This window comes from Mycobacterium sp. AT1 (genome assembly GCF_002043095.1).
Classification (GTDB): domain Bacteria; phylum Actinomycetota; class Actinomycetes; order Mycobacteriales; family Mycobacteriaceae; genus Mycobacterium.
In genome coordinates this window covers 60,198-75,126 of the sequence record NZ_MVOC01000008.1, presented here as the reverse complement: position 1 = coordinate 75,126, position 14,929 = coordinate 60,198, and the positions used below count along the sequence as shown (strand labels likewise).

Here is a 14,929-nt window from a genome sequence, read left to right as displayed (position 1 = left end):
GAAGATGAGTGTCAACGACGTGCACGACCAGGCCACGGTGTTCGGCGACCTCGCCGCATTCGCCGCTGCCGAGGGCGCCGAACTGGGCCCGACCGGCTGGCTCGTCGTGGATCAGCCCAGGATCGACCAGTTCGCCGAGGCCACCGATGATCACCAGTGGATTCACGTGGATCCCGAGCGGGCGGCCGACGGCCCCTACGGCCGCACCATCGCGCACGGTCTCCTCACGCTGTCGCTGCTGCCGCACTTCATGCACGACCTATACCGGGTCGACAACGTCAAGATGGCAATCAACTACGGCTTCAACAAGGTTCGATTCATCAGCCCGGTGCCGGTGGGATCTCGGTTGCGCGCGGCGGCCACGATCACCGACATCGTCAAGCTCGACGGGGGAGTGCAGGCGACCTTCACCACGACGATCGAAGTCGAGGGGTCGGCCAAGCCTGCCGCGGTCATCGAGTCCATCATCAGGTACCTCGCCTGACATGACCGTCGACATGCGCAGCGACGCGACGTCCACCGCCGAGGCCCTCTACCGGGCGCTGGCGGCGGGTGACCGCGACCGGCTCGCCGAACTGCTCAGTGACGACTTCGTCGGACATGCCGCCGAAGGGCTGCCGCTTGGCATGGGCGGCGAGCATCGCGGCCGGGAAGCCATGCAGCGCAACCTCTGGTGGAAGATCGGCAAGCACTTCGCGGTCGAGGCGCAGCCCGACGAATATCGCGTCCTCGGCGACGGCGGTCTGCTGGTGGCGGGCCACTACCGGGGTAGCGCACGGCGATCCGGCCGGCCACTGGATGCCGAATTCACCCATGTGCTGACGTTCGACGCGGCGGGACGCATCACCTCGTTGCGGCAACTCACCGACACCGCAGCCTGGATCGAGGCGCTCGGTGACGGTGCGCCGCTGCAGCGCATCGATTATTCGGTCACCGACGGCGTCGCCACGATGTGCCTGAATCGGCCCGACGCCCGCAACGCCATCGACATGCAGATGGCGCAGGAGACCCTCGTCGTCGCCCGCAGGATCGCTACCGACCCGACAGTCCGGGCCGTCTTGATCTGTGGCAATGGTCCGTCGTTGACGGTTGGTGGTGATATTGCGTACTTCCGTGAGACTCCGCCTGCGGAATACGGAGACCTGTTGGTACGCATGACGAACCCGTTCCACGAAGCCTTCAGGATCCTCAGCCGGATCGACGCGCCGATCGTGACGGCCGCGCACGGGTCGGTCGCCGGCGGAGGTATCGGATATGCGTATGCGGCTGACATCGTGCTGGCAGCCGAGGGGACGAAGTTCGTCACGGCCTTCGCCGCCATCGGGCTCTCCGGCGACGGTGGTGGAACTTGGCACCTGCCCCGCCTGATCGGACCTGCGCGTGCCGCGCGCGCCTACCTCCAGAACCGCCCCATCACTGCCGAGGAGGCGTTGGAGTGGGGCATGATCAGCGAAATCGTGCCGCCTGCGGAACTGCGCGAGCGCGCGGCGGCGCTGGCCGGATCGCTTGCGCAGGGGCCGACCCGGGCCTTCGGCCGGATGCGGGCGCTGCTGCGGGACAGTTGGAACAACGACCTGTCCCAGCAATTGCTTGCCGAATCCGAAGGCATCAAGGCCACCGGCGACACCGTCGACGCCACTGACGCCGTTGCGAGCTTCATCGCACGGCAAACCCCACAGTTCGAAGGAAGGTAGAACGTGTCGAATCTCGTCGCAGACACCGAGGAGCACAAGGCAATTCGCGAGAGCGTGGCGGGGATCGTGTCCCGGTACGGGCAGGAGTACTTCCTCGAGCGCGGCCGCAGTGGACAAGGCATCGAAGAGCTCTGGAAGGACCTGGGGGCCTCGGGCCTGCTGGGTGTGCACCTGCCGGAGGAGTACGGCGGTGGTGGCGGCGGCATGGCCGAGGCCGTCGTCGTCGTCGAGGAGCTGGCCGCCAACGGGATGCCCATGCTCATCTGGGTGATCTCACCGGCGATATGCGGCAGCATCCTGGCTCATCACGCTTCTGAGGCGATGAAGCGGGAGTGGCTGCCAAGCATCGCCGATGGATCGCGCAAGATGGCCTTCGGACTGACCGAGCCCGACGCCGGATCCAACAGTCACCGGGTCTCGACCACTGCACGGCGCACGGACACCGGGTGGAAGATCTCCGGGTCGAAGTACTACATCTCGGCCATCGACCAGGCTGACGCGGTTCTGTTGGTCACCAAGGATGCCGATCACTCCACGCCCGAGAAGAGCGCGCTGTCGCTGTTCGTGGTCCCGACCAACAGCCCCGGTCTGACCATTCAGGAGATCGAGACCTCCATCGTCTCGCCCGACAAGCAGTTCACGGTGTTCCTCGACGAGGTGGAGGTCGGGGAGGATGCGCTCATTGGCAGTGCGGGCCAAGGGCTCAAGCAGGTGTTCTCGGGTCTGAACCCCGAGCGAATCCTGGTCGGCGCAATCTGCAGCGGTGTCGGACGGTTCGCGATCGCCAAGGCCGCCGAATACGCCAAGCAACGCCAGGTGTGGTCCACCCCGATCGGCGCCCATCAGGGCATCGCTCACCCCTTGGCCGAAGCGCACATAGCGGTGGAACTCGGCCGGATGGCCACCATGCGCAGTGCCGAACTCTTCGATGCCGGCGAATCAGCCGCCGAGGCCGCCAACATTGCCAAGTTCGCCGCGTCGGAGGCGTCGCTGCAGGCGCTCGACCAGGCCATCCAGACCCATGGCGGCAACGGGCTGGCGCACGAATACGGCCTCTCGGAGCTGTGGTTCATCACCCGCCTCATGCGGACCGCCCCGGTGAGCCGGGAGATGGTGCTCAACTTCGTCGCCCAGACCTCGCTGGGCCTGCCGCGCTCGTACTGACCAAAGACTCGAAAAGCATAGGAGAACAAGGTGACTGAACAACGAGAGTTCGACGCCATCGTCATCGGAGCCGGCGCAGGCGGATTGTTCACCGCTGCCCGCCTCGCCCACCGTGGCTACCGAACGCTGGTGGTCGAGCGCCTCGACAAGGTAGGTGGTCGCGCGTCGACCGACGACATCGACGGATTCAAGGTGAACAACGGGGCCATCGTCATCGAGGTCGGCGGCATCACCCAGCAGACCTGTGAAGAGGTCGGCGCACCCTTCGAGATCAGGGAACCCAGCCCACCGATCCTGTATCGGATCGGCGGCAAGGACGTCGACGTCACCGGTGGCGGCTGGGGACTCCTCCTCGGCAAGCTCACCCGCCAAGGCGCGAAGCTGGTCAAGGGCATCGGCGCGGCCCGCTCGGATGACGGGCTGCCCGAGGACGAGCTGACCACCGCGGAGTGGGTATCGAAGTTCACGAAGAACGAAGGCGTGCATGGGATCTTCAGAAACATGTGTGCTTCGGTCTTCGCGGTGGGCTCCGAAGACCTGCCGGCCAGGGTGTTCCTGACCTACTTCACCCGCAAGAGTGCCTTCAAGCGCTTCGGTTTCCACCCCGAGGGCACGATTGGCATCTGGCGGGGACTGGCGAATGTGGTGACGGCCAAGGGCGGTGAGGTCTGGCTGTCGACTGAGGTGACGAAGATCGTCGTCGACGGCAACAAGGTGACCGGCGTCCAAGTCGACCGTGACGGTACGACGGTCGACATCACTGCTCCGATCGTCGTCAGCGACGTCGGGCCATCGGCGACCGTGGGATTGATCGGAGCCGACGACGTCCCCGAGGATTACCGGGAGCTCGTGCGCAGGGGCGATCGTCCGACCGCGATGATCTCCGTGAACTTCGCAAGCCAGGAGCGCCTGATCGAGGCACCGGGAATGCTGAGCTTCGCCAAGTCACGCCGGGTGGCCTACATCGCGAACTTCACCGACATCTGCCCGGAGATGGCGCCCGAGGGCTGGCACCTCTACGTCGGCACCTCGGTGCCCAAGCCGTCCGTCGGCGACTTCGACGAAGCGGCCGAGACGGAACTGCTCATGCAGGATCTCCGGGACACCATTGACGGCTTCGATGCGCGCGCGAAGATCCTCAACGTCGCGATCACGCGGGACGGCTGGCCGCCCCAGCGTGCGGTGGCAGGCTTCGACCTGCCCCGCGATACGCCCTTCGAGGGGCTGTGGAACGTCGGCGACGCCGTCAAGGAGTACGCCAACGGTGGAACGACGGCCTGCGCAGAGACGGCGCAACTGGTCGTCGAGGAGATCGCCGCCACGTTCTCGTTGACCAGGAGCAGCTAGCCCGCCTCTCGCACAGCAGCCCGTGACGACGGCGCCGCCGGCAGTTTGCCGACGGCGCCGTCGCCCGTCGAGCTCGACGGTGTCGTGGGCGACTTCGAATGTTGACTGTGTCGAAGCCCATACGTACTATATTTTTTAATCCGAAGTAAGTTTCGGACTAGCGTCGCTACGGAGAGGGAACAATGGGGTTCAACAACTCTGAAGAAGTCACCAAGTACATCGGTGGCATCTTCGAAAACGCCTTCGGGGATCCGGAGATCGGCCCGAAGTTGGTCGACACCGGCCTGGTCGTGGCGTTCGACTTCACCGATCCCGAGGCTCAGGTCGTCATCGACATGTCCAACAAGGCGGTCAGTGCGGGCGGCCCGGGCTCGCCAGCGCCATCGGCCACCATGTCGATGACGGCCGATGTCGGCAACGCCTACTGGCAGGGCAAGGTCAACCTGCCGATGGCCATGGCCAAGCGCAAGATCAAGGTCGACGGCAACGTGGCGAGTTTGCTCAAGCTGGCACCGCTCGGCAAGAAGCTCTACGGCGACTATGTCCAGCGGCTCAAGGACGACGGCCGCGACGACCTGATCGTCTAGTCGAACAATGTATCCAGGAACGCACGCCGCCACCGCCCCTGAACGTCCGGCGGTCATCATGGCAACTTCGGGCTCGACGGTGACCTACGGTCAGCTGGACGAGAACTCGGCCCGCCTGGCCGCCGCTCTGCGGCAGCTGGGCTTGAAGGCAGGCGATGTCATCGCCGTTCTGTCGGACAATGTGCCGGAGTCCTTCGAAATATATTGGGCCGCAGTACGGTCCGGCCTCTACGTCACCTTCGCGAACTGGCACCTGTCGCCGGCCGAGGCCGCGTACATCGTGTCTGACAGTGGGGCGCAGGTCGTCCTGGCCTCCGCGGGGGTTGCGTCGCTTGGCGTCGAGGTCGCCGGACTGGTACCTCAGGTCGAGCACTGGTACGCCTTCGGTGGCGCGATCGACGGATACGAGTCCTACACCGAGCTGCTGGCGCAGGCAGGCCCGCGTCTCACCGATCAGCCTCGAGGATCGGAGATGCTGTACTCGTCGGGCACGACCGGCAGGCCCAAGGGCATCAAGCCGCGGCTGCTGCCGATCCAGGTAGACGAGCCCGGCGAGAGCGTGACCGCGCTGTTGAAGCACGGCTTCGGATTCACCGCCGATGACGTCTATCTGTCGCCGGCCCCGGTCTACCATGCGGCGCCGTTGAAGTGGTGCGCGGCCGTGCAGGCGCTGGGTGGCACGGTCGTGGTGATGGATCGGTTCGACGCCGAGGGTTCCCTTGCCGCGATCGAGGAATACCAGGTGACCGCGTTGCAGATGGTGCCCACCATGTTCGTGCGCCTGCTGCAGCTTCCCGAGGAGACCCGCGCGTCCTACGACACGTCGTCGCTGCGGCTCGCGGTGCACGCGGCGGCGCCCTGCCCGCCGGACGTCAAGGACGCGATGATCGATTGGTGGGGGCCGATTCTCGCCGAGTACTACGGGGCCACCGAAGGCCACGGCGTCACGCTGATCAGCACGCAAGAGTGGCTCGACAAGCGGGGATCGGTGGGCAAGGCTGCGATCGGCATCGTCCACATCTGTGACGACGACGGCGTCGAACAGCCCACCGGCCAGCCCGGCGTCATCTACTTCGAGCGGGACGAACCAGCGTTCGACTACCACAACGATCCCGAGAAGACCTCTGAGTCAAGACATCCCACGCACGACAACTGGGCCACCGTCGGAGACATCGGCTACCTCGACGAGGACGGCTACCTCTTCCTCACCGACCGCAAGGCGTTCATGATCATCTCCGGGGGTGTGAACATCTACCCGCAGGAGGTCGAGAACGTGCTGGCGATGCACCCCCAGATCTACGACGTCGCAGTGATCGGTGTCCCTCATCCCGAGATGGGCCAAGAGGTGAAGGCCGTCGTCGCGCTTCGCGACGGTCAGTCACCGTCCGAGGAGCTGGCCACCGAGATCATCGATTACGTCCGGGAGCGGCTGGCCCGCTTCAAGGCGCCGCGCTCGGTCGACTTCGTCGACGAACTGCCCCGGTCGGCCACCGGGAAGCTCGTCAAACGCACATTGCAGGAACGATACGTGGAGGTAGGACGATGACCGCTGGACTAGCTGCTGCCCGCTCGTACGATCCGGTCAGCATCTCGCCGCTGAGCTTCTGGGCCGGCACCGCCGAGGATCGCGAGAAGTCGTTCAAGATTCTGCGGGACGAGCGCCCACTGAGCTGGCACCCGCCACTGGCCGGTGCCCTGATGGCACCCGAGATCGACGGCATCTGGGTGGTGACGCGCCACGAGGACATCTCGTACGTGAGCAAGCACCCCGAGCTGTTCTGCTCGGGCAAGGGCGTTCAAAGCGAAGCGGTGCCGGAGGAGATGCTGGAGGCGGCCGAATCCTTCCTCGGCATGGACGGCTCCAACCATGCGAGCCTGCGCAAGCTGATCAGTTCGGTGTTCACCCCGCGGCAGGTCGCCAAGATTCAGGATCAGATCAAGAATCAGGCCGCCACGATCGTCGACGAACTGTTGCAGACCAAGGACGGCGACTTCGTCCAGCAGGTGTCCAAGCGGCTACCGATGTGGACCATCTACGAGATGATGGGCCTGCCCGAGGACATGCGGGAGGACGCAGCACACAACGCCGACGGCATGGTGTCGTGGGCCGACGAGGACGTCGCCGCCGGACGGGAATCAGGTGAGGTTCTCAGCGATTCGCTGGTCGGCCTCCTCACGGCCGGTCTCGAACTGGCGGAGTTGCGGCGTTCGCATCCGACGTCGGATCTGATGTCGCAGCTGGTGCAGGCCGAAGTCGACGGCCGCAAGCTCACCGACGAGGAGCTTGGGGCCTTCTTCGTGCTGCTGTCAGTGGCCGGCAACGACACCACTCGCAATACGATCAGCTTGGCAACCCATGCGCTGCAACAGTTTCCCGACCAGCGGGACTTGCTGGTGGCAGACTATGACGGACACATCAAGCCCGCCATGGAGGAATTCGTGCGTTGGGTGACCCCGGTGATGACCTTCCGCCGGACCGCGACGCAGGACACGGAGATGCGCGGTCAGGAGATCAAGGAGGGCGAGTGGGTGATGATGATGTACGCCTCGGCCAACCGCGATGATCGGGTGTTCACAGATCCGCACACCTTTGACATACGCCGAAAGCCGAACAATCACTTGGGTTTCGGTGGAGGCGGCCCACACTTCTGCATGGGCAGCTTCTTGGCCAAGATGCAGTTGGAGGCGTTCTACCGCGAACTGATCTTCCGGGCGCCGAATCTCCGGGTGGGCGAGCCCGAGTATCTCGTCGGCAACTTCGTGCGCGCCGTGAAGTCCCTGCCGTACACCCTCGATTAGGAGTAACGATGACTGACTTTCAAGGCAAACGCTTCGTGGTGACCGGCGCCGCCTCCGGCATCGGCCATGCCGTGGCCATCCGCCTCCTCGACGCCGGTGCCGACGTGGTGTCGCTGGACCGCAACACCCCCACGGCCTCCGTGACAGGTCACGTCGAGGTCGACCTGGCCAATCCCCAAAGCATCGACGCTGCGCTGGAACAACTCGATGGCCAATTCGACGGGCTCCTGAACGTCGCGGGCATCCCCGGCACGGCCCCGTCGGATCTGGTGCTCGCGGTCAACACCCTCGCCGTTCGTCACCTCGCGGAGGCCTTCTTCGAACGGCTCAACCCCGGCGGTTCGATCGTGATCGTCTCCTCCACAGCGGGTTTCGGCTGGCCGGCTCGGCTGGAGACCATCCGCGACCTGCTCGCCACCGACACCTTCGAAGAGGGCGCGGCCTGGTTCAAGGCCAACCCACAGCAGGGCAACGCCTACAACTTCTCGAAGGAGGTCACCACTGTCTACACCATGACGATGGGCCTGGCCGTCGTCGAAATGGGGCTTCGCATCAATGCGGTGCTGCCCGGTCCTGTCGAGACCCCGATCCTGGCGGACTTCGAGGAATCGATGGGCAAGGACAATCTCGACGGGGTGAAGGAACTCCTCGGTCGACATGCGACTCCGGACGACATCGCCTCGGCCGTGCTGTTCCTTGCCTCCGATGAGGCACGGTGGATCAATGGCCACGCGCTCATCGTCGACGGCGGGATCAGCGGTGCCGTTCTTTCCGGCGTCGTTCCCGCGCCAGAGATCTGAGGGTCGACGTGTCGATTCAGGCCGCCTCCGAGCATGCGACGCCGACCACTTCGGCGCCTGACGCCTTCGAGCTGTCCTCGCTGCGCCAGGTCTTCAACACCGGGCGCACCCGAGAGGTGAGTTGGCGGCTGGCTCAGCTCGAGGGCATCGAACGGCTCTGTGACGAAAGGGAATCCGAGATCGCCGCGGCGCTGCTCGCCGATCTAGGCCGGCCGGCCGTCGAGGCCTGGCTCGGTGACATCGCCTCGACCAAGGGTGAAGCCACCTTCGCCCGCAAGCACCTGAAGTCATGGATGCGGCCGCGTCGGCAGTCGCTTCCGTTGGCCCAGTTGCCGGGTCGCAGTTGGGTGCAGTACGACCCACTCGGTGTCGTCCTGGTCATCGGGCCGTGGAACTACCCGCTCTACCTGAGCCTCGGCCCCCTGGTCGCCGCGGTAGCTGCGGGAAACTGTGTCGTGATCAAGCCGTCTGAACTGGCACCGGCCACCTCCGCGCTGCTGGCCCGGCTGGTGCCGCAATATCTGGATGGCGAGGCAATCCGCGTCGTCGAGGGTGACGGCCAGACGACCCAGGACCTGCTGGCGCAGGGCTTCGATCACGCGCTCTTCACCGGTGGCACCGAGATCGGCAAGAAGATCATGGCGGCAGCGGCGCCGACGTTGACGCCGGTCACCCTGGAACTCGGTGGCAAGAGCCCGGTGATCGTGGCCGCCGATGCGGATCTGGACGTCGCCGCGCGCCGTATCGCGTGGGTCAAGCTGCTGAACTCCGGTCAGACCTGCATCGCGCCGGACTACGTGCTGGCGGAACGCTCGATCGCCAAGGAGCTGACCGACAAGATCGTCGCCAACGTCACGGTCTTCCGGGCCGAGGACACCGCCGGGATGCGAATCGTCAACGCCCGCCAGTTCGATCGGTTGACCTCGTTGATCGATACGACCACCGGTGCGATCGTCGCCGGAGGTCGCTACTCGCGCGAAGCGCTGACGATCGAGCCCACCGTGATCCTCGACCCGTCAGCCGCGGACCCGGTGATGGCGGATGAGATCTTCGGACCCATTCTGCCGGTCATCACCATCGAATCCATTGATGCCGCCGTGGATTTCGTCAATCGCCGGCCGAAACCCTTGGCGCTATACGTCTTCACGGCGTCTCGTCAGCGGGCGAAGAGACTGATCGACACGATTCCGTCCGGGGGCGCGGTGGTGAACCACGTGGCGATGCATTGCCTGGTCCCGCAATTACCCTTCGGTGGCGTGGGCGCAAGCGGCATGGGCGCCTATCACGGCCGCTGGGGTTTCGAGGCACTGAGTCACCGGCGCGCGGTGTTGTCGAAGACCACCTGGCCCGATCCCCGGTTGGTGTATCCGCCGTACACCAACGGAGCCATCAAGATCATGCGGAAGATGTTCTAGCCCCTGATCGATCGAACACATTACCCATCAACAGCTTTCACCGAATCAAGAATGAAGAGGACGAATACATGGCAGGGCTGAACGGCAGGGTCGTCATCATCACCGGCGCGGGCGGTGGTTTGGGCCGGGAATACGCGCTGCTGGCCGCCGATGAGGGCGCGCAGGTCGTCGTCAACGATCTTGGAGGAGCCCGCGACGGATCCGGGTCGGGTCAGGCCATGGCGGACACCGTCGTCGAGGAGATTCGTCAGCGCGGTGGCAAGGCGCTGGCCAACTACGACAACATCGCGACCGAGGCTGGAGCGCAGGCGTTGGTCGACGCCGCGGTTGCCGAGTTCGGAACGGTGGACGGCATCGTCAACAACGCCGGCATCCTGCGCGACGGTGCATTCCACAAGATGAGCGTGGAGAACTGGGACGCGGTTCTCAAGGTTCATCTCTACGGCGGCTACTACGTCACCCGGGCGGCCTGGCCGCATCTGCGCGAGAAGAAGTTCGGCCGGATCGTCATGGCGACCTCGACCAGCGGCCTGTTCGGCAACTTCGGCCAGGCCAACTACGGTGCGGCGAAGCTCGGACTGGTCGGGTTGATCAACACCCTGGCCATCGAGGGCGCGAAGTACGGGATCCTCGCGAATGCCGTTGCGCCGATGGCAGCCACCCGGATGACCACCGACATCGCCCCGCCGGAACTGCTCGAGAAGCTGCCTGCGGCGCAGGTGGCGCCGGTCGTGGGTTACCTCCTGAGTGAACAGTGCACCGATTCGGGCAGTGTGTACGTCGTCGGCGGCGGAAACATCCAACGCGTGGCCCAGTTCCAGAACAAGGGCGTGTCGTTCGCCGAGCCGCCGACCGTCGACGAACTGACCGAGCGGTGGTCCGAGATCTCCGATCTGTCGAACGTCGAGATGGGTAGAAACCCCGTCGGCTGATTGGACGGTTCACCGACATCCACGATCGTAGGAGTGACGTTGACTAAGCGGATCTTGTCGCTGTGCGCCTGGTCCGGCCCGGCCACCGTGGTGATCGCGTTGATCGGTTGGCTCGTAGCCGGCGTACTGCCCATTCCACTGGGCCCGGACAGTTCGACGCAGGAGGTCGTCGACTTCTATAGCCAATCCCGGGTTCTCGTTGGAATGTCGATCGCCTCGGTGGGGATTTGTCTGGTGTTCCCACTGGTCGCGCTGATCGGCGTGCACATGGTGCGCATGGAGGGGCGGACGCCCATCCTCACGTTCCTGCAGTTGATCACCGGGGCCGCGACCGGCGTGCTGTTGCTTCTTCCGATGTTGTTGATGGCCGTGATTGGGTTCCGGCCGGACCGCAGCCCGGAGTTGACGGTGACCCTCAACGACATCGCGTGGCTGATGTTCATCACGCCGATCGCGCCCTTCATCATTCAGAACGTCGCGATCGGCGTCGCGATCCTCAACGACGAACGGCGGACGCTGCCTCGCTGGGTGGGCTACGTCAACTTCTGGATCGCGTTCTCGTTCCTGCCCGACCCGTTGGCCTTCTTCTTCCACAGCGGTCCCTTCGCGTGGCGGGGCATCTTCATCTTCTGGCTGGCGCTCACCACGTACGCCGTCTTCCTCGTCGTCATGGGTGTCATGCTGCGCAAGGCGGTCATCGAGGAGTACTCGGATCTGGACGAGTCGCCGGCTCCGGTGAATGCGACATGACGCAGCCGAGTCCTCGAGCCGAGTCCGAGCTGCCCGAATTCCTTGGTGGCGCAGCCGACGACATCACCCGAGCGCCGGCCCGAGCGGCGACCACGAGCCAGGGTCACATTCCTGGCGAGGCCGGGCTGTGGATATTCCTGTTCGGCGACATGACGATCTTTGCGGCGATCCTGCTTGCCTTCCTGTGGGACCGTCGAGCCGACGTCGACGGCTTCAAAGATGCATCCCACCAGTTGATTCAACCCATTGGCGCGGTCAACACACTCGTCTTGCTGCTGAGTTCCTATCTGGTGGTTCGAGCCCTGTTCGCCCACCGCGCGGACCGGCACGTCGTTGCCCGACGATTGATCGCCGGAGCGATGGCCTGTGCAGCCGTCTTCGCCGGGTTGAAGGCAGTCGAGTACTACGCCGAGATATCCGCGGGACATACACCGGCGACGGGGCAGTTCTTCACCTTCTACTTCATCCTGACTGGATTGCACCTGCTGCACGTCGTCATCGGGACCGCGCTACTCGGGGCCTGGCAGCTGATGTGCCGACGTCGGCGAGCGTGGAGTGCTACACAGCGGGTCGTCGAGGGGACCGCGTCCTACTGGCACATGGTCGATCTGCTGTGGGTGGCGATCTTCGCCATCGCGTACCTGGTGAGTGCCGAATGACCGCCATCGTGCGCGACCGGGTCGGCAGAGTGTTCGCCGGCCTCGTCCTCGCGACGTGCATCACCTGGTGGCTGGGCAGCGGATCGGGTTGGCTCGGTGGCGGATTCGAACTTGCGGCGACACTCACCATCCTGATTGCCTTCGTGAAGATCGCCTTCATCGGCGCAGACTTCATGGAGCTGCGGGCCGCACCGATTCTCCTTCGGACGGTGTTCTTCGCCTGGGTCGTCGTGTTCGCCGTTGCGGCGACTGCGATGGTGGTGGTCTGACGTGGACGCGTTCACCGGTGCGCGCACGCTGTTGTTCGTGCCGGGGGATCGACCCGATCGATTCGCGAAGGCCGTGGCATCTGGTTCCGACGGCGTCATCCTCGATCTGGAAGACGCAGTGGCCCCGTCCGAGAAGGACGCCGCGCGTTCCCATGTCGTCGAATGGCTGGCGGGCGGGCTACCCGCCGCGGTCCGCATCAATGCGGTCGACACTCCGTGGTTCACGAAAGACATAGCGGCGCTTCGCGGCTCGTCGTGCGTCGTGATGCTCCCAAAGGCGTCGGCCGAGGGGGTCGCGGCCGTCGTCGACGCTCTCGGTGACCAGATCCGGGTACTGGCCCTCGTCGAAACTGCCGCGGGCGTCATTCAGGCGTCGTCGATTTGCGAATCACCCCAGGTCGTTCGGCTTGCCTTCGGCAGCATCGACTTCAGCACCGAAGTCGGGGTGGAGGCAGACGATCGCGAAGCCCTCCTGCACGCGCGATCGGTCCTCGTCATGGCCTCGGTTGCGGCAGGCATCGCACCGCCGCTGGACGGCGTGACGACGGATGTGACGAGCGGAGAGCCCGCCCGACTCGACGCCGAATACGCGGCGCGCCTTGGCTTCACGGGCAAGCTGTGCATCCATCCCGTTCATGTCGAACCGGTCAATTCCGCGTTCATGCCGAGTGCCGCGCAGCTACGCTGGGCGCGCACCGTGCTGGACGGATCGTCGACCGGCGCGTCACGGGTGGACGGACACATGGTCGACGCTCCCGTGCTGGAGCGGGCCCGCCGACTGATCGAACGCCACGACGCGCACCACCCCGAATTGCCAACGAAAGGGCAGAACCAATGACACGACCACGGGTCGAGCGACTGGCGCTGAGCGCGGCATTCCTGGCGACCTCGGTCGTGCTGGCCACCGCGCCACCCGCCAACGCGGACAACAAGCGGCTCAACAACGCCGTGGCCCAGAACGTCTACACGATCCAGCACCAAGCCGGCTGTACGACGGATCTCAAGGTCAACCCCCAACTGCAGCTGGCGGCCCAGTGGCACACGAACGACGTGCTCAACAACCGGAGCCTCGACGGCGACCTCGGCTCCGACGGCACGTCACCGCAGGATCGGGCCAACGCTGCAGGCTTTCACGGCAAGGTCGCCGAGACCGTTGCGATCAATCCCGCCCTGGCCATCAGCGGCATCGAACTGATCAATCAGTGGTACTACAACCCGGCCTACATGGCCATCATGCAGGACTGCGCGAACACCGCAATCGGGGTGTGGTCGGAGAACTCATTCGATCGGACCGTCGTCGTCGCGGTCTACGGACAGCCGGCCTGAGCGATCCGCTCAGGCCGGCTGCCCGCGAAAACTCAAGACTTCGACGCGATTTCGCGTCCGATGATTTCCTTCATGATCTCGGTCGTGCCGCCGTAGATCGTCTGGATCCGGGTGTCGACGTAGGCACGTGCCACCGCGTATTCGGACATGTAGCCGTAACCACCGTGCAGCTGGAGGCACCGGTCGATGACGCGCTTCTGCAGTTCACTGACGAACCACTTGCCCTTCGCCGCATCGGTAGCGGTCAATTCGCCTGCGTTGTAGGCCAGCACCGACTTGTCGACGTACGCCTCGGCGATGTCGATCTCGGTGGCCATGTCGGCGAGTTCGAACCGGATGTGCTGATTGGCCGTCAGCGGCTTGCCGAATGCGTTGCGCTGGCGACAGTACTCGGCGGTGATCTCGAAGATCGCCCGTGTGGTCGCGATTGCCTTCGCAGATACGCCGAGGCGCTCGCGGGGGAGGTGGCTCATCAGGTATTGCAACCCACGGCCTTCCTCGCCCAGCATGTTCTTCGCCGGTACGACGGCATCGTTGAAGAACAACTCCGAGGTGTCCTGCGCAGGCAGACCGATCTTCTCCAGCTGACGACCACGTTCGAACCCTGGGGTGTCCCGCTCGACCACGAAGAGGCTGAGATCCCCTGAGCCGCCCTCGTTACCAGTGCGCGCCGCCACGACGACGACGTCGGACATGATGCCGCTGGAGATGAACGTCTTCTGGCCGTTGACGATCCAGTCGTCGCCGTCCCGTCTGGCAGTCGTGCGAATACCGCGCAGGTCGCTTCCCGTGCCGGGCTCGGTCATCGCCAGCGCGCCGATGATTTCACCGGATGCAAAACTTGGCAGCCAGCGCTGCTTCTGCTCGTCGTTGGTGAGGTCGAGCAGATAGTGCAACACGAGATCGTCCTGCAGGCTGACCGTCAGCCCGAAGGACAGGGCGTTGATCCGAGAGACTTCCTCGCAGACGATCATCCGGTAGCGATAGTCCGATTCCCCGGCGCCGCCATAGGCCTCGTCGACCTGCAGGGCGTAGATGCCCGCCTTGGCTGCCCTTGCGAAGACCTCCCGGTCGATCCAATGCTGGCGGTCCCACTCGTCCTTGTGGGGCTCGACTTCGCGGGCCAGGAACTCCCGCACCGTCTCGCGATAGGCCTCGTGATCGGCTTCGTAGAGCGCGCGCTTCAC

At 64.8% G+C, this 14,929-nt stretch carries 15 protein-coding genes and 1 pseudogene; 15 read left to right on the top strand and 1 reads right to left on the bottom strand.

Annotated features, from left to right (window positions below):
- Nucleotides 1–4: 4 nt before the first annotated feature.
- The 15 genes and pseudogenes from B1790_RS04225 to B1790_RS04155 all read left to right on the top strand — a co-directional run.
- Nucleotides 5–484 carry a MaoC family dehydratase gene (locus tag B1790_RS04225; protein WP_079921953.1) on the top strand — a complete coding sequence of 160 codons (480 nt, stop codon included), beginning with the start codon at nucleotides 5–7 and terminating at the stop codon, nucleotides 482–484.
- A gap of 1 nt (nucleotide 485) precedes the next feature.
- On the top strand, nucleotides 486–1,694 hold the full coding sequence (locus B1790_RS04220; RefSeq protein ID WP_079921952.1) for an enoyl-CoA hydratase-related protein: 1,209 nt from the start codon (nucleotides 486–488) through the stop codon (nucleotides 1,692–1,694).
- A gap of 3 nt (nucleotides 1,695–1,697) precedes the next feature.
- A complete protein-coding gene (locus tag B1790_RS04215) occupies nucleotides 1,698–2,858 on the top strand; it encodes an acyl-CoA dehydrogenase family protein (RefSeq protein WP_079921951.1) in 1,161 nt (386 codons plus the stop codon).
- 30 nt (nucleotides 2,859–2,888) lie between these two features.
- On the top strand, nucleotides 2,889–4,205 hold the full coding sequence (locus B1790_RS04210; protein ID WP_079921950.1) for an NAD(P)/FAD-dependent oxidoreductase: 1,317 nt from the start codon (nucleotides 2,889–2,891) through the stop codon (nucleotides 4,203–4,205).
- 182 nt (nucleotides 4,206–4,387) lie between these two features.
- Complete coding sequence (locus B1790_RS04205) at nucleotides 4,388–4,792, top strand: SCP2 sterol-binding domain-containing protein (RefSeq protein WP_079921949.1); 405 nt, start codon at nucleotides 4,388–4,390, stop codon at nucleotides 4,790–4,792.
- Between the two features lie 7 nt (nucleotides 4,793–4,799).
- Complete coding sequence (locus B1790_RS04200; RefSeq protein WP_079921948.1) at nucleotides 4,800–6,338, top strand: acyl-CoA synthetase; 1,539 nt, start codon at nucleotides 4,800–4,802, stop codon at nucleotides 6,336–6,338.
- Entirely contained in the window at nucleotides 6,335–7,591 is a 1,257-nt protein-coding gene (locus B1790_RS04195) for a cytochrome P450 (protein ID WP_079921947.1), read from the top strand. Before B1790_RS04200 ends, B1790_RS04195 begins: the two co-directional genes overlap by 4 nt.
- An 8-nt stretch (nucleotides 7,592–7,599) precedes the next feature.
- Nucleotides 7,600–8,391: a coniferyl-alcohol dehydrogenase gene (locus B1790_RS04190; protein ID WP_079921946.1), complete on the top strand. Its 792-nt coding sequence runs from the start codon at nucleotides 7,600–7,602 to the stop codon at nucleotides 8,389–8,391.
- 71 nt (nucleotides 8,392–8,462) lie between these two features.
- The gene (locus tag B1790_RS04185) at nucleotides 8,463–9,806 is read left to right on the top strand and encodes an aldehyde dehydrogenase family protein (protein WP_233164934.1); all 1,344 of its coding nucleotides are present in this window, start codon (nucleotides 8,463–8,465) and stop codon (nucleotides 9,804–9,806) included.
- Nucleotides 9,807–9,874: 68 nt separating this feature from the next.
- The gene (locus B1790_RS04180) at nucleotides 9,875–10,738 is read left to right on the top strand and encodes an SDR family oxidoreductase (RefSeq protein ID WP_079921944.1); all 864 of its coding nucleotides are present in this window, start codon (nucleotides 9,875–9,877) and stop codon (nucleotides 10,736–10,738) included.
- 33 nt (nucleotides 10,739–10,771) lie between these two features.
- The gene (locus tag B1790_RS04175) at nucleotides 10,772–11,488 is read left to right on the top strand and encodes a hypothetical protein (protein ID WP_198951908.1); all 717 of its coding nucleotides are present in this window, start codon (nucleotides 10,772–10,774) and stop codon (nucleotides 11,486–11,488) included.
- On the top strand, nucleotides 11,485–12,147 hold the full coding sequence (locus tag B1790_RS04170; RefSeq protein WP_079921943.1) for a cytochrome c oxidase subunit 3: 663 nt from the start codon (nucleotides 11,485–11,487) through the stop codon (nucleotides 12,145–12,147). The genes B1790_RS04175 and B1790_RS04170 overlap by 4 nt, the downstream gene beginning before the upstream one ends.
- Nucleotides 12,144–12,416: a cytochrome C oxidase subunit IV family protein gene (locus tag B1790_RS04165; RefSeq protein ID WP_079921942.1), complete on the top strand. Its 273-nt coding sequence runs from the start codon at nucleotides 12,144–12,146 to the stop codon at nucleotides 12,414–12,416. Before B1790_RS04170 ends, B1790_RS04165 begins: the two co-directional genes overlap by 4 nt.
- A gap of 1 nt (nucleotide 12,417) precedes the next feature.
- Nucleotides 12,418–13,254, top strand: a complete 837-nt coding sequence (locus tag B1790_RS04160; protein WP_079921941.1) for a CoA ester lyase — start codon at nucleotides 12,418–12,420, stop codon at nucleotides 13,252–13,254.
- Nucleotides 13,251–13,736, top strand: a pseudogene (locus B1790_RS04155) (CAP domain-containing protein); the annotation flags it as partial. The gene B1790_RS04160 and the pseudogene B1790_RS04155, both read left to right, overlap by 4 nt.
- 38 nt (nucleotides 13,737–13,774) lie before the next feature.
- On the opposite strand, the gene B1790_RS04150 reads toward B1790_RS04155, so the two are convergent.
- Complete coding sequence (locus B1790_RS04150; RefSeq protein WP_079921939.1) at nucleotides 13,775–14,929, bottom strand: acyl-CoA dehydrogenase family protein; 1,155 nt, start codon at nucleotides 14,927–14,929, stop codon at nucleotides 13,775–13,777.